This window comes from Salinimicrobium sp. TH3, assembly GCF_026676115.1.
Lineage (GTDB): Bacteria > Bacteroidota > Bacteroidia > Flavobacteriales > Flavobacteriaceae > Salinimicrobium.
Map to the genome: position 1 here is coordinate 202645 of NZ_JAPONB010000001.1, position 20090 is coordinate 222734.

Consider the following 20090-nt stretch of genomic DNA (forward strand, 5'->3'; position numbering starts at 1 on the left):
GACGGGATAGAAGAGAGATTGAAAAAAGTTAATCTATAAAAATGAATTTCATGTGAGAACAGATGTCAAAAATGACATTTTTGGGAGGTATTTGACAAAACATTTTTGCGACGAATACACGAATGATTTCCGGGAGAGCTGGCGCCGATTTGCAATCCGTGACGTATGAACCAATATATTTTCCCTACGGGAAATTTGATGCACGGGTGATTCTTGTGCTACTACTACCTATATGTTGTCCCTACGGGACAATGTATGAGGGTGATAATTTTTGTCTACCGATATTTTGTCCCTACGGGACAGGAGCAGCCTCTTTAATTTGCATTCTTGTTGTTTGCCTTTGTGACCTTTATGTGAGATGAGAGAAGAAAATTTGGGTGATCTGTGGGAAGATTTGCTTTGCCAGGAATGCACGCATATAAAAAATCCAATTCTTTGTGCTCTTCTTTGAACCTTAGTGTGTTTGGTGTGAAATGAGAGCAGGATTTGGAGCCCAAAGGACAGGAGGGTAATTGGAATTTGGGCATTGCAATTGGCTATTTTAATTAGAAAAGGCTGCACATTTCTGGACAGCCTTTTAATTATAAATCCTTCGAATTAGGTCTTAATGACCAATCTTGGTAAAATGTACCTTGTCGTTTATGGAGTTCAGGATAAAATTATCATCGAGGCCGTTAACAATCCAGGTTTCGATCTTTGCTTTTTGAGTGATCTCGGCAGCTGAAACTTTTGATTCCATTCCGCCGGTTCCATGAGTGGATTTTGTTTCACTCATCACTTCTTTTTTAAGGGCTTCAAGATCATTTACATTGCGAATGGTTTCGGGTGTTTTGGCTTCAATAGTACCTTTTTTGTAAACACCATGAGTGTTGGTGGCGATGATAAAAAGATCTACATTAAGTAAAGCTGCGGTTTGCGCCGCCAGGTTATCATTATCACCAAATTTGATCGCATCTGTAGAAGAAGTATCATTCTCATTAATGATAGGAATGTAATCATTCTCTACTAGTACGTTCACAGTGTTAATAATGTTCTGTCTTGACTCTTCATTGCTAAAGTCATTTGGAGATAGCAAACATTGCCCGATCAACAACCCTAGTTCCCGGAAGCTTTCCTGAAATATTCGCATAAGGTGTGGCTGGCCAATAGAGGCAAGGGCCTGCTTGACATCAATGTTTTCCCCACTGCGCTCCAGGTTCACAAACTGTTTGGCCACAGCCACAGCTCCCGAACTAATGATCACAAATTCATAATCATCTTTAAGATTCGCAATTTGTCGACCTATATCTTCGATCTTACCTCTTGAGATATGATCGGTTTCCTTAGTTAGGGTATTAGAACCTAATTTTAATAGTATCCTTTTTTTCTTCTTTGGAGTTTCCATTTCTATATTATTCTGTTCTAAAATTTTACCTAGTTTGTCCATTTCCGTGTATATACCATTTATTGGTTACTAAATGCTGTAGACCAATGGGCCCACGCTGATGCAATTTATCTGTACTAATGGCAAGCTCTCCGCCAAGTCCTAATTGCCCGCCATCTGTAAACCGGGTCGAAGCATTGTGATATACAGCCGCATTATCTACATTTTCCATGAAGTTTTGTGCTGTTTTATCATCACGTGAAATAATTGAAGCCGAATGCCCTCCTGAATATTTGTTGATCTTGGCTATTGCTTCAGTTGTGGAATCTACCTCCCCGATAAGCGCCTTGTAATCCAGAAATTCTTCATACCATTCATCTTCACTCTGGATTGGCCTGCTGCCTTCGATGTTCTCAAGAGATTTGTCGGCAATAATCTCTACATTATTGTCTGTAAGGGATTTTTGAAGTTGTTTCAAAAATTCATCTTTATTCGGAAGTGCAGAATCTATAAGAACCTTGTCTACTGCATTACAGGCAGAGATCTTCCCGGTTTTTCCGTTCAGGATCACATCAAGGGCGATATCTGTATCTGCATTCTTTTCTACAAAGACAAAATTATTTCCGCGGCCGCTTACAATAACTTGTGCCGAAGAATTTTCTTTTACAAATTTAATTAAACGCTCCCCGCCTCTTGGAACAACAAGGTCCACCTGTTGATCTGGGTTTGCAAGAAATTCCTGAGTTTGTTTTCTGTCAAACTGAAGATATTCCACCCAGTTTGTAGAAATGTTGTTATCCTCAAGAGCTTTATGCCAAAGCTTTACAATCTCTAGATTTGAATTTAGAGACTCTTTTCCACCTTTTAGAAGGATTTTATTACCCGATTTAAAGGCAATCCCTGCAGCTTCAACGGTTACATCGGGACGGGATTCATATATAATCATTACAGTCCCAAAAGATGCAGTTCTATTATAAACCTGCATACCGTTATCGTGCTTAAAGCTGAATCTTTCCACTCCCACAGGATCCTCCTGGGAAGCTAAATGTTTTAATGAGTGAACCATTCCTTCAATCTTGGAATCATCCACTTTTAGTCGGTCTTCCATGGCCAGATCATCACCCGAATAGCCATCGAGATCGATCTTATTTGCTTTTAAAATATTATCTTTTTCTTTTTCCACAAGATTTGCCATTGAGACTAATACTTTGTTTCGTTCATCAATGGTTAACTGAGTGTTCATTCGTTGAATTTTAATTAATATTAAACTTTCCTGCCCTGTATAGTCCAAACACTTTGCCATAGTGCGGAATTAAAAAGAAAACCTCCGGATAATTCCGAAGGTTTCTTAATAATAGGTGTTAAAAATGCCATTTTAGGCAAGTCTTTGTTCTCTCCTGTTTCTCATTTTTACCCGGCCCCGGTTCACCAGGTACATCATAGCCGGCACAACAACAAGGGTTAAGAAGGTTGCGAAGATGAGTCCGAAAATTACAGTCCAGGCCAGCGGCCCCCAGAAGATAACGTTATCCCCTCCAATATAAATTTGTGGATCGTAATCTGTAAAAAGTGAGAAAAAGTCAATGTTAAGGCCTATGGCCAAAGGAATTAATCCTAATACTGTCGTAATGGCAGTTAATAGTACAGGCCGCAATCTTGACTTACCTCCTTCTACGATCATTTCGAAATACTGGCCTTTTGTCAGGAGTTCGCTGTCCTCAAGTCCCAGGCTGTCTTTTTTGCGGTCGATAAGGATCTGGGTATAATCTACCAATACAATGGCATTATTCACAACAATTCCCGCCAGGGAAATTATTCCCATCATGGTCATGATTATAATAAAGTCCATCTGGAAAACTACCAGTCCAAGGAAAACCCCTGCCAGTGATAAAAACACAGCCATAAGAATGATCAAAGGTTTCGGGATCGAGTTAAACTGTGCCACCAAAATAAGTAGTATTCCTCCCAGACCAATCAATAAAGCCTTTAACAGGAAAGACATATTCTCCTGTTGTTTCTCCTGTTCCCCTGTGAACTCCAGGGAAATATCCTGGGGCAAATCATAGGATGCCAGTTCTGTTTGAAGCTGCTCCACTATGGCGTTCCCATTATATCCTTCCAATACGTTCGAATAAATTGTTATTACCCTTTTCAGGTCTTTTCGCTTTATGGAACTAAAGGCCGAAGTAAGCTCTGTTTTTGTGACAGATGATATTGGCACCTGGACAATGTTTCCGGTGTTTTGATCCTTAAAGGTAATAGGCTGATTGAACAACGCATTTTCATTGTACCTAAAGTCTTCATTGAATCTCACATTGATAGGGTAGTCTTCATCACCTTCTTTAAAGGTAGAGATCTCTTCTCCATAGATCGCTCTACGTAAAGTTTGCCCTACTGCTCCCGTGGATACCCCAAGTTGTCCTGCCTTTACCCGATCTACTGTAACATTAAGTTCGGGTTTTGATTTATTAACATCAATCTGCAATTCCTCGATCCCCGGAATATTCATATTCTGGATGTGCTCCTGCAGGTTCTCGGCGGTGATCAACATCTGTTCGTAATCCTCTCCTTTCAATTCCATATTGATAGGATATCCAACAGGCGGTCCTGCAGCATCCTTTTCCACAATAATTGAAGCTCCAGGGAATCCCTGTACTGCCTCTCTAACTTCAGAAAGAACATGGCTACTTCTCACTCCGCGCCGGTCTTTGAACTCACGCATTGTAAGGGTGACCTTTCCCTTGTGCGGCATATCGTTTTGCTGGCCGCCATCTGTCTGGGGATTTCCGGCACCCTGGCCTACCTGCGAGATGGCAGATTCCACCATGAAGTTGTACCCGTCTTCATCTTCATATTTTTCGATCACCTCATACACCTGCTGTTCTACCCGTTTGGTGATCTCATTGGTCTTACGAATATCTGTACCTTCGGGTAACTCTATGTATGTAATGATTTGGTTCGGTTCATTTTCAGGAAAGAAAAGAACTTTTGGCTGTACGATCCCTACCAGGATAAAGGAGAGGATCAACATTGCTACAGTTCCGAAGAAAACCAGGTAAGAATTTTTTCCGCGGAGAGAAAAACGAAGCGTGGATTCATATTTTTTCTCCAGCTTTTTTAATGCCCTGTACTGGAAGAAATCCACCCATGGACTCAGGAAATATTTATAAGCCCACAACAGGATGGCTGCAAGTAAAGAAAGGTTTCCAAACGCCCGCAGCGCACCCATATCCAGTAAAAATCCGGCGACTAATAGAATTACTCCTATTCCCGCAAAAATTGCACTTATACGAATAAGTTTTTTCTTTGTTAGCTCCTTCTCTTCGGTCTTCATGAATTCCGAGGTCAGCATTGAGTTAATGATCAATGCTACAAAGAGAGAAGAACCAAGAACTATAGAGAGGGTGATAGGGAAGTAAATCATGAATTTCCCTATGGTTCCCGGCCATAGACCAAGCGGGAAAAAGGCTGCCAGAGTAGTGGCGGTAGAAGCAATAATGGGCCAGGCGATCTCACCCACTCCCTGTTTTGCCGCTTTTAACCTTGGTACTCCCTGGTCCATAAGACTGTACACGTTCTCTACTACAACAATCCCGTTATCTACCAGCATTCCCAGCCCCATTACCAGTGCAAATAGAACCATGGTGTTAAGGGTGAACCCTATACTCGAAAGGATGATAAATGAGAGGAACATGGATAACGGAATGGCAAACCCCACAAAAAGGGCATTCCTGAAGCCCAAAAAGAACATCAATACCACCACAACCAGGATCACCCCAAAAATGATATTGTTCACAAGGTCGTCCACCATATTCTCTGTAGTGGTAGACTGGTCATTCGAGAAGCTTATTTGAAGATCGTCCGGAAGATAGTTTTCCTGTTCTGTCTTCACAATTTCTTTGATGTCACTTATCGCCTCGATCATGTTCTTCCCGCCACGCTTTTTGATATCAAGCATCACCACAGGTTCTCCATACTCACGGGCAAAGGTGGTAGGTTCCTGCTCCTGGAATCTTATTTTGGCAATGTCTCTTAAAAAGACGTTTCCATCTTCCCTTTTTACAATAACATTTTTTAACTCGTCGGGATCGGTAACCTCTCCCAGGATACGTATGTTCTTTTGAATGCCTCCGGTGATCACATTTCCTCCAGAAATGGTTTGGTTTTCCATACTCACCGCACTAATGATGTCCTGGAAACTTACTTTGGAAGCGGTCATTTTATATATGTCTACCGCGATCTCTACCTCTTTCTCCTCGGCTCCCCGTACAGATGCCTCTTTTATCTGGGGAAGGAGCTCGATCCTGTCCTGCAGATATTCTGCGTATTCCTTTAGTTTTTGCACAGGATAATCCCCTGTGAGGTTTACGTTGAGGATAGGCATTTCTTCTGAAATGTTAAGGTCAAACACGTTGGGTTCGACCTTGGCACCATTATCCAGTGTGGGCCAGGTGGTTGCAGCTTTTTGCTGATCCACCTTGTCTTTCACTTTTTGCTTCGCCGCATCGATCGTAATATCTTCATCAAATTCTACGATCACGAGGGAGTAATCCTGAAGGGTAGTGGAAGAAATATCCTGTACCCCTGCAATGTTGTTGAATTCCTCTTCGAGCGGTTCGGTGATGAACTTTTCAACATCTTCGGCAGAGTTCCCCGGGTTGACCGAACTCACATATATTTTAGTCTCAATTACTTCCGGAAATGACTCCCGTGGCATGCTGTAGTAAGACATCAATCCACCAATAAAGATGATGGCAATGATGACATATACCGTCATGCGGTTATCAATGGCCCAGGAAGAAAGTTTAAAATCTTTATCTAATTTCATTTTAGTTCGTTGCGTTTCGGTTATCCATCTCTACCTGTTCTCCTTCCTGAATGCTTCGTGCCCCACTCGTGATAAGCAGGTCGCCCGGTTGCAGTCCAGAAAGTACTTCCACAGCATTATCATAATTAAGCCCTGTCTCCAGGATTCTTCGCTCGGCTACGCCTGTACTGTCGGTTTCTTTCTTGACTACATACGCAACATTCTCTCCGGCAGAATTCTTCTGGATCACGTTCTCTGGAATGATGATAGCATTTTCTGAAGTGTAATCGTTGATGCCTACGGTTGCAATCAGGTTTGGCTTGATCTGTTCTGTATTCTGAGGTACAGCTACCTGGATCTCGAAAGTTCTATTGTTCGGGTTTACAAAATTCCCCACCTGTTTAACAGTACTGGTAAAGGAAGTTCCGGTGGCGCCTATTTCGACCATTACTTCTGTTCCTACTTCAATTTTACCCAGGTATGACTCCGGTACTGCAGCAGTGATGTACATATTGGACAGATTGATCAACCTGAACAATCTACTTTGACCTGGAACTACAACTTCTCCCTGCTCGGTAAAGATCTCGTCAATCACTCCGCTAAAAGGAGCTCTAACAACCGTTTTTGCTAATTGAGATCGCATTTGGTTAACCGAATTTTGAATAGCCTCATAATTTGTTTTGGCTTCAAGAAACTGGATCTCGCTACCTATGTTTTGTTCCCAAAGTCTCTGCTGCCTCTCAAAAGTTGTTTTCGCCAGAGTTTCCTGGGCTTCCATTTGTGCCAGCTGACTTCCTAATCCGCCTTCGTCAATTCTTGCCAGAATTTGCCCTTTTTGAACCCTGTCTCCCTCATCTACATTCACATCAATGAGAATACCCGAATATTCGGGATAGATGGTGATATTCTGTTTGGTTTCCACATCCCCCGGCAATTCAACATAATGTTTAAAAAGAGAATCTGATATCTTTCTTACGCTCACCAGGGTAAAGTCATTGTTTTTATCCAATTTTTCAATAGCTGCATCCAATTGAGCAATTTGAGAAGACAATTCACTTTGTTGAGCGCTTAAATTGGCTTTTTTGGCGCGTATTTCGCTCAGGTCTCCGGACTCTATAACCTTCTCAACAGAATTGTTTTTTCCGCAGGAAACAAGGATGAGGAGACTTACTATAATTAGGCTTAATTTTTTCATTTTACAGTGATTCGTATTTTGATTAGTCTTCTTCAGAATAAGTTTTTGTGCTTAGCACGTTTTCAAGTTCTACTTTGTTATTTATCACCTCCAGCATAGCCTGCAACAGGTTTTGCTGGGCGCTATAAAGTTGTCTTTGTGCCTCACTTAGCTCAAAGCTGCTGGCAAGCCCTTCAAAGAATTTGATCTGGTTCTTATTTTCAATTCTCTCTGCTAAGGCCAGACTTTCCTGCTGCGCTTCAAAATTTTCAAGGCTAAACCTGTAGTCGGCTTTTGCAGCATCTATTTCAAGAGAGATCCTGTTCGTAGTTTCTTCGAGGTCAAGCAGGGCCTGCTCGTATTCGAGCTGTTTTTGTTTAGTACGCGCATTCCTCATTCCGCTGCTAAAAATTGGTACATTAAGGGTTACACCAAGGATAGATTGCTGGTAATACTCCTGGTCATCATTAAAAAATGTGAAAGAGTCACTGTAGCCCGAAGTCCCGTAGTTTAAAAAGCCGGTTAGCTGAGGTAAGGCCTTAGCCTTTTCCAGCCGGACGAAGATCCTTGCAGCTTCGGCAGAATTCTGGGCAATTCGTACGTCTATATTTTCCTCAATAGGTATATTTTCCTGCAGTAGTTGGAGATCATAAAATTGTAGCGCAAGGGTATTGAGATCATCTGTAGGGATCACAGCCCGGTCAACAGGGATTCCCATGGCCATGTTGAGTAACTGGTAAGAGATCTCCAGCATACGCCTGCTGCGGTTGAGGTTGTTTTCAAGGCCAAGGCGGGTGATCTTAAGCTGCTCTACATCTTCCTCTTCTGCCAGGCCATTTTCGAAAATCTTTTGAGTGTCATTAAGATTTCCGGTTACATTCTCCAGGTTTTTTTCAAGGATGTCCACACTTTGCCTGGCCATGAGCACATTGCCATAGGCATTAATAACCGCTTTCCTTACCTCGAGGTCGGTCTTTATTTTGGCATTTTTGGCGATTTGTAGCAAGGTGCGGGCAGATTGTACACCTACAATATAAGAGCCGTCAAAAATGAGTTGAGACCAGGTGGCTGTTGCAGTAACATTTTGTTTGGTCCCAAACCGTACCGGGATAAAACCCTGGGGAGCATTCACAGGTTGGTCATTTCTTTGAATACCTTCAAAATATTCTTCAACTACATCAATAGTAGCCTGCGTGTTATCAAAAGCAGCTGCAGGTAAAAGCGTTACCGGCTGCTTCAGGAAATTTTGATAATCTACGTTTCCATTGATTTGCGGCAAACCCTGGGAAATGATTTCCCATTTTTGAGACAAAGTTTTCTCGACTTCCTTTTCAGATTTTAGAGAGGAGTAATTATTTTCAAGTCCAAGGGCAATCGCTTCCTCCAGTGACAGGGCCAATCTATCAGGATCGGGTTCCTGTGCAGAGGCACTAAGGCAAAACAGACTGCTAAATAGAAATATCAATTTTTTCATTTTGTGCTGTTTGTGGTTAAATAAGTTTCCAGTTTTTTTAATCCTTTATCGGTAACAATGGCTCGCAGGTGATATTCCAGGTGCATTTCTGTCAATTCGTTTATGTGAAATTCCCCTTCATCAAAAAAATCCTGGTCCTTGATCCCTACAATCCCCATGAAATAGATGCGGCTTGTAAAGGCCACAGGGATATTACTTCTATACACTCCCTCGCGAATTCCTTTCTGGAGATTTTCTTTAGTGAGTTCTTCCAAAATATGTTTCTGCTTCTCCCGTATCGTGGTATAGATCTTAGGGTAATATTTTTGAAGTTGATGTTGCGGAGAGGATTTTTTGTCCTTGAGGTTCTGGCAGGCGAAATCTTTTATTTCAAAAAGTTCCTCAATAGGATCTTTTCGATCATCTCTAATGTTCTGTATGCCTTTAGAGATTTGTTCAAAGACATACATTGCCGTTTCTTCAATTAATTTGGACTTAGTTGAAAAGTTAGCATAAATAGTCTTTTTTGAGATCCCCATTTCGGCCGCTATCTCATCCATGGTCACGCTTTTCACTCCAAGGGTGAGAAACATTTCGGCGGCTTTTTCTATAATTTGATCTTTCAAAATTTTATTTTTTGAGCTTGCAAAGATACAAATGGAAACTAAATAAACAATTAAAGTTTCCTAAGTTTATGCTTCGAGATTTCTTAGTGATGAAAAAGGGGGAATTTTCTTCCTGTTTTGGTATTTTAGCGCAAAATTTTTTTATGCTCTCAGTAGACCGGTACCGCGAAGAATTTGAAGAATACCTTTCCCGGAAGATTATAAAACAGGAACCTGCAAATTTGTACGATCCTATGGTTTATATTCTTAGTCTGGGCGGGAAGCGAGTGAGGCCTGTGCTGGTACTTATGGCGGCCGAGATCTTTGGGAGTGACTATAAAAAAGCTCTTGATGCGGCCCTGGCCATTGAGGTTTTTCACAATTTTTCCCTTGTACATGATGATATCATGGATGATGCCCCGTTAAGGAGAGGTAAGCAGACGGTACATGAACGATGGGATATAAATACCGGCATACTTTCGGGAGATGCTATGCTTATTAAAGCATATCAGTTATTCGAAAACTACCCCGGGGAAACCTTTAGGCAACTTGCTGAATTGTTCTCAAAAACGGCAATTGAAGTCTGCGAAGGCCAGCAGTACGACATGGATTTCGAAGTTCTGGAAAGGGTGCAAATAGATGAGTATCTTAAAATGATAGAATACAAGACTGCTGTTCTTGTAGGAGCTTCTTTGAAAATGGGGGCTATTGTTGCAAATGCTTCCGAAGATAACTGTAACAGGATCTACGAATTTGGGCGTCTGCTGGGAATAGCTTTTCAATTGCAGGATGATTATCTCGATGCTTTTGGAGACCCGGATTCCTTTGGTAAACAGGTGGGTGGCGATATTATTGAAAATAAAAAGACCTTTCTTTACCTCACCTCTCTACAACAGTCGGCTTCCCGGGAAGCTATTCAGCTGGAACATTTATATTCAATAAATCCGCCAGATCCCACATCAAAAGTGGAGACCGTAAAAAGCCTTTTTGAGAGCAGTGGTGCGGCCGAACTTACCCGAAAGGAAATTCAGAAATACACACAACAAGCTTTTGCTGTGCTTGATGAATTACAGGTAGAAGAAGACAGGAAAAAGCTGCTTTATAACTTTGGTAAAGGTTTGATGAACAGGCAGGTTTAGAAATAAATACTTACAAAGGGCATAAAAGAGTTAGCGTAGATGCTCTTTTCATCATCATACAAAACATCATATCGCACCCCTATGGTGACTGGGCCGGTATTATAACCCAGCCCCAGGAAGAGGGCAGGGTACCAGTAGTCATCAGAAATATTGGCGCCATCCAGTTTAAGATTCCGGGAAACGTAATGCTCTTCAAATTCTGCTGAAAGCTGCAAAGGGTTGAATGGCCGCAGTATACCAATTAAACTTGCCCCCACAGTATGGGAAGAGTAACGGGAAGTATTGTTATAGGAGCCGGTAAGACCTACTCCGGCCGATGTATACTGGTTAAAATCATAGATTGCCTTTGGAGCTATAAAACCACCGAAGTACCCGTTGCTAAAATTAACTCCCAAACTTCCGCCAAAACGAACATCCTCCCAAAAAGCCTTTTTTGGAACCCCGCTCTCCTGTGCAACTAGATATGAATGAGAGGAATAAAATATAATTATTAAAGCTAGAATCCCTTTTCTTTTGCTTAAAAATAAGGCCATGATGTTAAATGTTTTAAAGGTAAAAGGTAAATATATTAAATGCTCCTATGCTTCTTTTTTAAAAATTGTACTTTTGTAACGTTTTACAAAAAAGAAACAGGTAGTTTCATCTTATGGACAAATATTCATTTTTAAATGCCGCACATACAGCCTATTTCGCTGAACTCTATGACCAATACCTACAATATCCCGACAGCGTAGAACCTAGCTGGAGAGCTTTTTTCCAGGGATTTGATTTTGGGCTGGAGTCTTCCGGAAATGGCCAAACCTTTGTTGAACATCCCGAACAAGGGGAGCCGATAGAAATGAGTGATTCGGTTCTCAAGGAGTTTAGGGTGGTGAAGTTGATCGATGGATACCGTACCCGGGGTCACCTCTTCACAAAGACCAATCCCGTGCGGGAGCGCAGAAAATACAGTCCCACTCTTGATATACATAATTTTGATCTTGATGAAGGGGATCTGGAAACGGTTTTTAATGCAGGGGAAATCCTTGGAATAGGACCATCCACCTTAAGGCAAATCATTAAACACCTTGAGAAAGTTTATTGCGATTCCATAGGGATAGAGTACATGTATATTCGAAAGCCTGAACAGGTAAAATGGATTCAGGAAAAATTGAATATTAATGAGAATCAGCCTTCGTTCAACAACGAGCAGAAAAAACACATTTTAAAGAAGTTAAATGAAGCAGTTTCTTTCGAGAACTTTCTTCATACTAAATATGTAGGTCAAAAACGTTTCTCCCTGGAAGGAGGAGAAAGTTTGATCCCTGCACTTGATGCTATTATCGAAAAGGCTGCCGATCTTGGAGTTAAGGATTTTGTCATGGGAATGGCTCATAGGGGACGTCTTAGTACCCTTACCAATATCTTTGGAAAGAGTGCAAAGGATATCTTCACGGAATTTGACGGGAAAGATTACGAGCAGGATATTTTCGACGGGGATGTGAAATATCACCTGGGATGGACTTCCTGCCGAACAACCGACAGCGGGAAGGAGATCAATATAAATATTGCTCCCAATCCTTCTCACCTCGAGACTGTTGGAGCCGTAGTCCAGGGGATCACCCGTGGAAAACAGGACCGCCATTATCAGAAAAAAACAGATGCTGTTCTGCCTATTATTGTACATGGTGATGCTGCAATAGCCGGCCAGGGGATTGTTTATGAAATAGTTCAAATGGCACAGCTGGAGGGATATACCACCGGCGGTACCATACATATAGTGGTTAACAACCAGGTAGGTTTTACTACCAATTATCTTGACGGTCGTTCCTCGACCTATTGTACAGATGTTGCAAAAGTGACATTGTCTCCTGTGCTTCATGTGAATGCAGATGACGCCGAGGCCGTAGTACATGCAGTCCTCTTTGCTCTTGACTGGCGAATGACCTTTGGAAGGGATGTTTTTATTGACCTTTTAGGATATCGAAAGTATGGGCACAACGAAGGAGATGAACCGAGATTTACTCAGCCAAAACTTTATAAGGCTATTGCCAGTCATCAGAATCCGCGGGATATTTATTCAGAAAAGCTGAAGGCGCAAGGTGTCATTGATGATACCTATGTTCAAAAGCTGGAGGAGGAATATAAGGCAAAGCTTGAGGAGAACCTGGAAGATTCCCGAAAAGAGGAAAAGACAAGGGTTACTCCATTTATGCAGGACGAATGGGAAGGATTTGAACATGTAGATGAATCCCGCATGATGGAAGAGGTGGATACAACCGTGGATATGGAAGTTCTTACCGAAGTTGCCAATGCAGTTTCCCAGTTGCCTGCCGATAAAAAATTCCTTAGAAAGATCAAGAAGCTGGTGGAGCTACGTCACACCATGTTCTTTGAGAACAACAGCCTTGACTGGAGTATGGCCGAATTACTTGCGTATGGAACCCTCATTAAAGAAGGATATTACGTAAGAATGAGCGGTCAGGATGTTGAAAGAGGTACGTTCTCTCACCGCCATGCCGTAGTTAAGGTAGAGGACAGTGAGGAGGAAATCATACTTCTCAATCAAATTAAAGGGGCGACTTGTGATACCAAGGAAGGTTCATCATGTGATCTTAAAATATATAACTCCCTGTTGTCTGAATATGGTGTAGTAGGATTTGATTATGGGTACGCAATGGCGAGCCCTAATTGTCTAACCATTTGGGAGGCGCAGTTTGGAGACTTCAGCAATGGAGCACAGATCATGATCGATCAATATATTTCTGCTGCCGAAGATAAGTGGAAATTACAAAATGGACTGGTAATGTTCCTGCCGCATGGATATGAAGGTCAGGGAGCAGAACATTCTTCAGGAAGAATGGAAAGATACCTGCAGTTATGCGCTAAGGACAACATGTTTGTTGCCGATGTGACCACTCCTGCCAACATGTTCCACCTGCTTAGAAGGCAGATGAAGGTAAATTACAGGAAACCTTTAATTATTTTCACTCCCAAAAGTCTGCTAAGGCATTCAAAAGTAGTTTCTACAAAAGAAGAGTTTGCTAATGGTACTTTTCAGCCACTTTTAGATGATACGGCGGCCGATGTAAATAAGGTCAAATCCCTTGTGTTCTGTACCGGGAAATTCTATTATGACCTGCTCGAGCGCAGGGAAGAATCTGGACGTGATGATGTCGCATTGGTGAGGCTAGAACAATTATTCCCATTGCCAACAGATCAAATTAAGGAGGTTATTGAGAAATATAAGAATGCCGATGATGTGGTGTGGGCCCAGGAAGAACCAAGAAATATGGGGCCTTATGGACATTTACTATTGCATCTTGAGGAAGCAAAAAGCTTCAGGGTTTGTAGTAGAAAGTTTTATGGCTCGCCTGCAGCAGGTAGTTCTGTGAGGTTCAAGAAACGTCACGAAAAAGTTATTGAATCTGTATTTGATAAAACTGTTGAGGTAGTTTAATAATTATTAATTTTCAGCCGGTATTAATTTCGGCATTAAAATAAAAAAGAAGAAATCATGGCTTTAGAAATGAAAGTCCCTTCTCCGGGAGAATCGATCACCGAAGTAGAAATCGCCCAATGGCTGGTTGAAGACGGAGATTATGTAGAAAAAGATCAGGCAATTGCCGAAATTGATAGTGACAAGGCTACCCTTGAGCTTCCGGCAGAGGCTAGTGGTATTATTAGTTTAAAAGCAGAAGAGGGAGATGCCGTAGCTGTTGGTCAGGTGGTTTGTTTGATCGATACAGATGCTCCAAAACCCGGAGGTGGAGATAGTGATTCTAAGGAAGTAGCGAAAGAGGAGAAAGAGGCCTCGTCGGCTAAGGAAGAGGAATTGGAATCTTCTAAAAAAGACAACAAAAAAGCTGAAGCCAAAACAGAGGCTCAAAGCAAGCCGTCCCAGGAAAAGGAAACCTATGCAACGGGAAGTCCTTCTCCTGCGGCCAAAAAGATTCTTGATGAAAAAGGAATGGATGCAAATTCTGTAAAAGGAACCGGCCGTGACGGCAGGATCACTAAGGAAGATGCTACCAATGCAAAACCGTCTATGGGTACTCCTGGACAGGGGAAGCGTGGAGAGGAACGTAAAAAAATGTCTATGCTGCGCCGTCGCGTTGCAGAGCGCCTGGTAGAAGTTAAGAATGAGACAGCTATGCTTACTACCTTTAATGAGGTAGACATGTCTGCCATCTTCTCTCTTCGAAAGCAATATAAAGAGGAGTTTAAAGATAAACACGGTGTAAGCCTTGGGTTTATGTCTTTCTTTACCCTTGCAGTAGTAAGAGCGCTGGACCTATATCCCGGAGTGAACTCCATGATTGACGGAGATTACCAGGTGAAGTATGACTATAAAGATATTAGCATTGCAGTATCGGGTCCAAAAGGATTGATGGTTCCGGTAATGAGAAATGTAGAAAATATGAGCTTCCGTGGGGTGGAAGCAGAGATCAAACGTCTTGCAATTAAGGTGCGCGACGGGCAGATCACTGTAGATGAAATGACCGGAGGTACATTTACTATTACCAATGGTGGAGTATTTGGTTCTATGCTTTCAACGCCTATTCTAAATCCTCCTCAAAGTGGGATCCTGGGAATGCACAATATTGTGGACAGACCTGTGGCTATTGACGGGCATGTGGAAATTCGTCCTATTATGTATGTAGCACTTTCTTATGACCACAGGATTATAGACGGAAAAGAATCTGTTGGATTTTTGGTGGCCATAAAAGAGGCACTGGAAAATCCGGAAGAACTTCTAATGGATAATGATGTGAAGAGAGCTCTGGAGTTATAGAGTTCGAAAAATGATACAAAAAGAAAGGCCGTAATTACTAAAATTACGGCCTTTCTTTTTGTACTAGGATGCAAGTAGAATGTAGAGATTGAGTACCAGTACAAATATAATTAACAGTGCCAGTAACGCCGGAAACACCGGCAGGTGTTTTAGGTTTAAAAAGTTCATAGCGGTAGATTTTTTGGTTAACCTCAAGGTAGTCAAAGATGTACCGCTGTAAAATGGGTGGAAACCCCCATTTTTTAAATTTATTTAAGGTAAAGGTTCATAGATTTGTAATCAATTACGGCTTTGCCTTTCTTAAGTATGTCGGCGCCTATAATTCCCTGCACCTTTTCGGCTTTATGTTTTACCAGAGCCTCGTTGACATGCTTAAGGTCGAAAAGTATGAGATCCACTTTTTTTGTTTTCCAGCCTTTGATCTCAATAAGGTTCTTCATTGCAATTTGAGTCAACATATTAGTTGCCCCGGCACCTGCCGCTTTTACATCACTGTCTTCTGCGAGTAAATCGAAATATGAAATAGCTTCCAGCCCAACGCAGGTGCTGGATGCTCCGGTGTCAAGGATGAAATTTCCTTCAATTTTATTTATTTTCGCTTTTAATTCCAGGTGTTGAGTGGCGGTATAGGTGAGAGGTATTCTTATATAACCTTTTTCTTTAAGTAACTTCTTAAGAGATGCCATTCTTTTCTTTTTTGGCAAAGATAGCTGTATAAATTAAATTATTTTTGCATTTATGACAATAACAGATACTCATACCCACCTCTACAGTGAATCTTTTGAGAAAGATCGCAGGGAGATGATAAATAGAGCATTAGATGCCAATATTACGCGATTTTTTATTCCGGCTATTGATTCGGCCTATATCGAAGATATGTATGCTCTTGAAAAAGAATTCCCCGAAAATGTCTTTTTAATGGCCGGGTTGCATCCCACTCATGTAAAGGAAAATTTTCAGGAGGAGCTGGATATTGTGGAAAAGCAGCTTAATGAAAAGAAGTTTTATGCAGTGGGAGAGACAGGAGTGGACCTTTACTGGGACAAGTCAACTTTAAAAATTCAGCAGGAAGCTTTCAGGTATCAAATTCAGCTTGCCAAAAAACATCAATTGCCAATTGTAATCCATTGCCGGGATGCATTTGATGAAGTGTTTGAAGTGCTGGAACAAGAGAAAGGAGAAGGTCTTTTTGGGATATTCCATTGCTTTACAGGATCCCATGAGCAGGCTTTGAAGGCGCTTTCCTATAATATGAAACTGGGTATTGGTGGTGTAGTAACCTTCAAAAATGGCAAAATTGACAGGTTTTTAGATCAGATCCCGCTTAGTGAAATTGTGCTGGAGACCGATGCTCCTTACCTGGCGCCGGTGCCCTACAGGGGTAAACGCAATGAAAGTCTTTATATAATTGAAGTACTTAATAAGGTTGCCGAGGTCTATAACACCACTCCCGAAGAAATAGCAGCGGTCACCACCCGTAACTCACGGGATATTTTTGGGATATAAACAAGACTTGTGCTAATATTTTTGTTTTTTTGCTAACTCTAACGATCAACCAGTGACAAATTACGATGATATTCGGTTTTACGACGATGCAGAAGTGCAGGGTGCATTAAAGGATTATGTGCGGCATCCTATGATCAAAGGTCTTTTGCAGTTTACCTTTCCGAATGTTGCATTTGAGAAGGTAGAGGAGAAGGTTCTTAGCTGTAATTCTATTAGGGACTTCCAGACCAAAATTATTTATCACACCGTGCAGAAGGTGTTGAGTAAAAGCTCTGAGGGTTTGTCTTATTCAGGATTTGATAAACTTGATAAGAATGAATCTTACCTTTATATTTCCAATCACCGGGACATAGTACTGGACACTTCGCTGCTTAATTGCGTGCTTTACGAGGCCGATCTAAAGATGACTGCTTCAGCAATTGGGGATAACCTTGTGAAAAAGCCATTCCTGCTTGCACTTTCCCGACTCAATCGTAATTTCCTGGTGACACGGGGAGTGAGTCCAAGGGAAATGCTGAAGAGCTCACAAAAACTTTCAGAATATATAAGAAAACTTCTCCTCGAGGAGAAACGATCGGTATGGATGGCCCAACGTGAGGGTAGGACCAAAGACGGTAATGATCATACACAGCAAGGAGTACTGAAAATGCTGGCGATGGCAAAGGGAGATGATTCTGTGGCCGAATATTTTGGCAAGCTGAAAGTTGTGCCTGTGGCGATTTCCTATGAATTTGATCCTACAGATGTGCTAAAGTTGCCGGAGATCCTTGCCAAAAGAATGGAGCAGATCTATACAAAATCGGCAAATGAAGATTTTAAATCTATTCTTAAAGGTGCCCTTGGGAATAAGGGGAGGATACATATTGCTGCCGGAGAACCTATAAGCACAGCGGCGCTTAAGGAGATTGAGGCGAAAGCCGGATCTGTGAATGAACAGCTGCAAGTCTTAACGGCGAGTATTGATCGGCGCATCCATAAGAACTATAAACTTTGGCCTGCCAACTACATTGCTTTTGACTTACTTAACGGTAGTAGCATGTTCGAAGAGTTTTACAATACTAAACAAAAGAGACAATTTGAAAGGCGGCTTACCCGCCGGGTTGACTTTAAGAATGCACTTGAGGTGAACAGTTATCTTCTAATGTATGCCAATCCAGTGATTAATCAGAAGAATCAGCATGAAGACCAGCGCTAATATTCTCCTAATATATACTGGGGGAACCATTGGTATGGTGAAGGATTTTGAGACAGGTGCGCTTAAGGCTTTCAACTTTGATGAGCTTTTGCAAAATATTCCTGAATTAAAACTGCTGGAGCATCATATTGATACTGTGAGTTTTGAAAGGCCTATAGATTCTTCAAACATGAATCCTGCCTATTGGGTGCAAATGGCCGAAATCATTGAGGAGAAATATGAAGAGTATGACGGATTTGTTGTTTTACATGGGAGTGATACCATGTCTTATAGTGCATCGGCTCTAAGTTTTATGTTCGAGAATCTTTCAAAACCTGTGATCCTGACCGGTTCCCAGTTACCTATTGGGGATCTTAGGACAGATGCTAAAGAAAATCTCATTACCAGTATTCAAATCGCAGGGCTTCAAAAGAACGGAAAGCCGGTAATCACCGAGGTGGGTCTTTATTTTGAATATAAGTTGTACAGGGGGAACCGTACTTCCAAAATTAATGCAGAACATTTCCAGGCTTTTGCGTCACCCAATTATCCGCCTTTAGTAAATTCGGGAGTTCATTTGGCAGTTAATGATGCTTACTTATGGAAGCCCAACCAGCGTCGCAGGATGAAACTTCACAGAGGTCTTAATGATGAGATTGCCTTGGTAAAGATTTTTCCGGGGATAAACAGGAGTTTATTGGAGCATATATTGGGTAAAGAAGGATTAAAGGGAGTGATCCTGGAAACCTATGGTAGCGGAAACGCCCCTACCCTGGAATGGTTTGTTCAATTACTCAAGGATACAATTTCCAGGGGTGTGGTTATTGTGAATGTCACCCAGTGCATTGGTGGCAGTGTAGCGATGGGCCAATATGAAACAAGTACACAACTCAAAAAAATTGGGGTTGTCTCGGGTAAAGACATTACTACAGAGGCAGCTGTGGCTAAAATGATGTATCTCCTGGCGAAGGAACTAAGTCCAAAAGTATTTAGAACAATATTCGAAACTTCCTTGCGTGGGGAAATGTCATAAAAATTAAGGGCTGTTACTTGACCAGCTTCTCTTTTTTTTCGTTATTTGGCGAACTGTTCAGAAATAGCTTGAAAAAAGATTTTGTCAGTATAATATTTTAGAGAGGTGGCCGAGTGGTCGAAGGCGCACGCCTGGAAAGTGTGTATACCCCACAAGGGTATCGAGGGTTCGAATCCCTTCCTCTCTGCTAGTTATTTTTATTTGAATAAATATTTATATCTTTAACCCGTTAACTAATTAAATTAAGACAAAAAGTAATGAAAAGATTATTTTCAATTTTGGTGATCGCTACAATTATGGTGTTCGGAGCCGTAGATGTAAATGCGACAAATAACGTGAATGCCCTGCCGGCTACCATGGTGAACTTTGTTCAGGATGAAGATCAGGCAGTTGCTGAAGAAACTGAAGATGTAGGATTTCACCAGGAGCTTAAAAGACGCTTCATCGAAGGTGGACCCGGATTTATGGGGATCGTACTTCTTTGTTTGATCTTAGGTCTGGCGATCGCGATTGAAAGAATTATATATCTTAACCTTGCAACTACCAATACTAAGAAACTTGCGCAGGATGTTGAAGACGCATTGAATACAGGTGGTATCGAAGCTGCCAAAGATGTTTGTCGTAACACAAAAGGTCCTGTTGCTTCTATTTATTACCAGGGTCTTGACCGCGCCGATGAAGGTACAGAAGCTGCTGAAAAAGCAGTTGTAGCTTATGGAGGTGTTCAAATGGGACTTCTTGAGAAAAACGTATCATGGGTATCTCTGTTTATCGCTTTGGCTCCTATGCTTGGGTTCATGGGTACGGTAATTGGTATGATCGAGGCTTTCGATAGAATCGAAGCTGCGGGAGATATGCAACCTTCACTAGTTGCTGGTGGTATTAAGATCGCTCTTCTTACTACAGTATTTGGTTTGATCGTGGCTATTATTCTTCAAATCTTTTACAACTACATTATCGCTAAGATCGACCGTATCGTGAATGATATGGAAGATGCTTCTATCACTTTGATGGATATCCTTGTAGACTACAAGAACAAAAGAAGAGTATAACATTACCAAA

Annotated in this window: 15 protein-coding genes and 1 tRNA gene; 8 read left to right on the forward strand and 8 right to left on the reverse strand. The window is 41.6% G+C overall.

Annotated features, from left to right (window positions below; all coding sequences use genetic code 11):
• Nucleotides 1-604: 604 nt before the first annotated feature.
• From proB to OU683_RS00875, 6 genes are all read right to left on the reverse strand, one after another.
• Nucleotides 605-1426 carry a glutamate 5-kinase gene (proB, locus tag OU683_RS00850; protein WP_268134205.1) on the reverse strand — a complete coding sequence of 274 codons (822 nt, stop codon included), beginning with the start codon at nt 1424-1426 and terminating at the stop codon, nt 605-607.
• A complete protein-coding gene (locus tag OU683_RS00855; RefSeq protein ID WP_268134207.1) occupies nt 1410-2606 on the reverse strand; it encodes a glutamate-5-semialdehyde dehydrogenase in 1197 nt (398 codons plus the stop codon). Before OU683_RS00855 ends, proB begins: the two co-directional genes overlap by 17 nt.
• Nucleotides 2607-2738: 132 nt before the next feature.
• On the reverse strand, nt 2739-6191 hold the full coding sequence (locus OU683_RS00860; protein ID WP_268134209.1) for an efflux RND transporter permease subunit: 3453 nt from the start codon (nt 6189-6191) through the stop codon (nt 2739-2741).
• A 1-nt stretch (nt 6192) separates the two neighbouring features.
• Nucleotides 6193-7365, reverse strand: coding sequence for an efflux RND transporter periplasmic adaptor subunit (locus OU683_RS00865; RefSeq protein ID WP_268134211.1), 1173 nt, complete (start codon nt 7363-7365; stop codon nt 6193-6195).
• A gap of 22 nt (nt 7366-7387) precedes the next feature.
• Nucleotides 7388-8818, reverse strand: a complete 1431-nt coding sequence (locus OU683_RS00870; RefSeq protein WP_268134212.1) for a TolC family protein — start codon at nt 8816-8818, stop codon at nt 7388-7390.
• On the reverse strand, nt 8815-9423 hold the full coding sequence (locus OU683_RS00875) for a TetR/AcrR family transcriptional regulator (protein ID WP_268134213.1): 609 nt from the start codon (nt 9421-9423) through the stop codon (nt 8815-8817). Before OU683_RS00875 ends, OU683_RS00870 begins: the two co-directional genes overlap by 4 nt.
• A 143-nt stretch (nt 9424-9566) precedes the next feature.
• Here OU683_RS00875 and OU683_RS00880 point away from each other — a divergent pair, with 143 nt between their 5' ends.
• Nucleotides 9567-10541: a polyprenyl synthetase family protein gene (locus OU683_RS00880; protein WP_268134214.1), complete on the forward strand. Its 975-nt coding sequence runs from the start codon at nt 9567-9569 to the stop codon at nt 10539-10541.
• Here the strand turns inward: OU683_RS00880 and OU683_RS00885 are convergent.
• The gene (locus OU683_RS00885) at nt 10538-11074 is read right to left on the reverse strand and encodes an alpha-ketoglutarate decarboxylase (RefSeq protein WP_268134216.1); all 537 of its coding nucleotides are present in this window, start codon (nt 11072-11074) and stop codon (nt 10538-10540) included. The genes OU683_RS00880 and OU683_RS00885 overlap by 4 nt on opposite strands.
• A gap of 113 nt (nt 11075-11187) precedes the next feature.
• On the opposite strand from OU683_RS00885, the gene OU683_RS00890 reads away from it, so the two are divergent.
• Both OU683_RS00890 and odhB read left to right on the forward strand, forming a co-directional pair.
• Entirely contained in the window at nt 11188-13980 is a 2793-nt protein-coding gene (locus tag OU683_RS00890) for a 2-oxoglutarate dehydrogenase E1 component (RefSeq protein WP_268134218.1), read from the forward strand.
• Nucleotides 13981-14037: 57 nt separating this feature from the next.
• A complete protein-coding gene (gene odhB, locus OU683_RS00895) occupies nt 14038-15315 on the forward strand; it encodes a 2-oxoglutarate dehydrogenase complex dihydrolipoyllysine-residue succinyltransferase (protein WP_268134220.1) in 1278 nt (425 codons plus the stop codon).
• A 248-nt stretch (nt 15316-15563) separates the two neighbouring features.
• Here odhB and OU683_RS00900 read toward each other — a convergent pair whose 3' ends face one another.
• The gene (locus OU683_RS00900; RefSeq protein WP_268134222.1) at nt 15564-16001 is read right to left on the reverse strand and encodes a retropepsin-like aspartic protease; all 438 of its coding nucleotides are present in this window, start codon (nt 15999-16001) and stop codon (nt 15564-15566) included.
• A gap of 52 nt (nt 16002-16053) precedes the next feature.
• On the opposite strand from OU683_RS00900, the gene OU683_RS00905 reads away from it, so the two are divergent.
• The 5 genes from OU683_RS00905 (at nt 16054) to OU683_RS00925 (ending at nt 20080) form a co-directional block, all read left to right on the forward strand.
• Nucleotides 16054-16821, forward strand: coding sequence for a TatD family hydrolase (locus OU683_RS00905; protein WP_268134224.1), 768 nt, complete (start codon nt 16054-16056; stop codon nt 16819-16821).
• Between the two features lie 52 nt (nt 16822-16873).
• The gene (locus tag OU683_RS00910; RefSeq protein WP_268134225.1) at nt 16874-18016 is read left to right on the forward strand and encodes a 1-acyl-sn-glycerol-3-phosphate acyltransferase; all 1143 of its coding nucleotides are present in this window, start codon (nt 16874-16876) and stop codon (nt 18014-18016) included.
• Nucleotides 18000-19028 (forward strand): asparaginase, encoded by a 1029-nt coding sequence (locus tag OU683_RS00915; protein WP_268134227.1) that lies wholly within the window; start codon nt 18000-18002, stop codon nt 19026-19028. The genes OU683_RS00910 and OU683_RS00915 overlap by 17 nt, the downstream gene beginning before the upstream one ends.
• Nucleotides 19029-19127: 99 nt before the next feature.
• A tRNA-Ser gene (locus tag OU683_RS00920) sits at nt 19128-19215 on the forward strand.
• A 70-nt stretch (nt 19216-19285) separates the two neighbouring features.
• A complete protein-coding gene (locus OU683_RS00925) occupies nt 19286-20080 on the forward strand; it encodes a MotA/TolQ/ExbB proton channel family protein (protein ID WP_228914128.1) in 795 nt (264 codons plus the stop codon).
• The last annotated feature ends 10 nt before the right edge of the window (nt 20081-20090 follow it).

Coding starts and splice junctions, on each gene's coding strand:
- OU683_RS00855 (WP_268134207.1), bottom strand. CDS start 2,606: ATGAACACTCAGTTAACCATTGATGAACGAAACAAAGTATTAGTCTCA.
- proB (WP_268134205.1), bottom strand. CDS start 1,426: ATGGACAAACTAGGTAAAATTTTAGAACAGAATAATATAGAAATGGAA.
- OU683_RS00885 (WP_268134216.1), bottom strand. CDS start 11,074: ATGGCCTTATTTTTAAGCAAAAGAAAAGGGATTCTAGCTTTAATAATT.
- OU683_RS00890 (WP_268134218.1), top strand. CDS start 11,188: ATGGACAAATATTCATTTTTAAATGCCGCACATACAGCCTATTTCGCT.
- OU683_RS00915 (WP_268134227.1), top strand. CDS start 18,000: ATGAAGACCAGCGCTAATATTCTCCTAATATATACTGGGGGAACCATT.
- OU683_RS00865 (WP_268134211.1), bottom strand. CDS start 7,365: ATGAAAAAATTAAGCCTAATTATAGTAAGTCTCCTCATCCTTGTTTCC.
- OU683_RS00925 (WP_228914128.1), top strand. CDS start 19,286: ATGAAAAGATTATTTTCAATTTTGGTGATCGCTACAATTATGGTGTTC.
- OU683_RS00870 (WP_268134212.1), bottom strand. CDS start 8,818: ATGAAAAAATTGATATTTCTATTTAGCAGTCTGTTTTGCCTTAGTGCC.
- OU683_RS00860 (WP_268134209.1), bottom strand. CDS start 6,191: ATGAAATTAGATAAAGATTTTAAACTTTCTTCCTGGGCCATTGATAAC.
- OU683_RS00905 (WP_268134224.1), top strand. CDS start 16,054: ATGACAATAACAGATACTCATACCCACCTCTACAGTGAATCTTTTGAG.
- OU683_RS00880 (WP_268134214.1), top strand. CDS start 9,567: ATGCTCTCAGTAGACCGGTACCGCGAAGAATTTGAAGAATACCTTTCC.
- odhB (WP_268134220.1), top strand. CDS start 14,038: ATGGCTTTAGAAATGAAAGTCCCTTCTCCGGGAGAATCGATCACCGAA.
- OU683_RS00900 (WP_268134222.1), bottom strand. CDS start 16,001: ATGGCATCTCTTAAGAAGTTACTTAAAGAAAAAGGTTATATAAGAATA.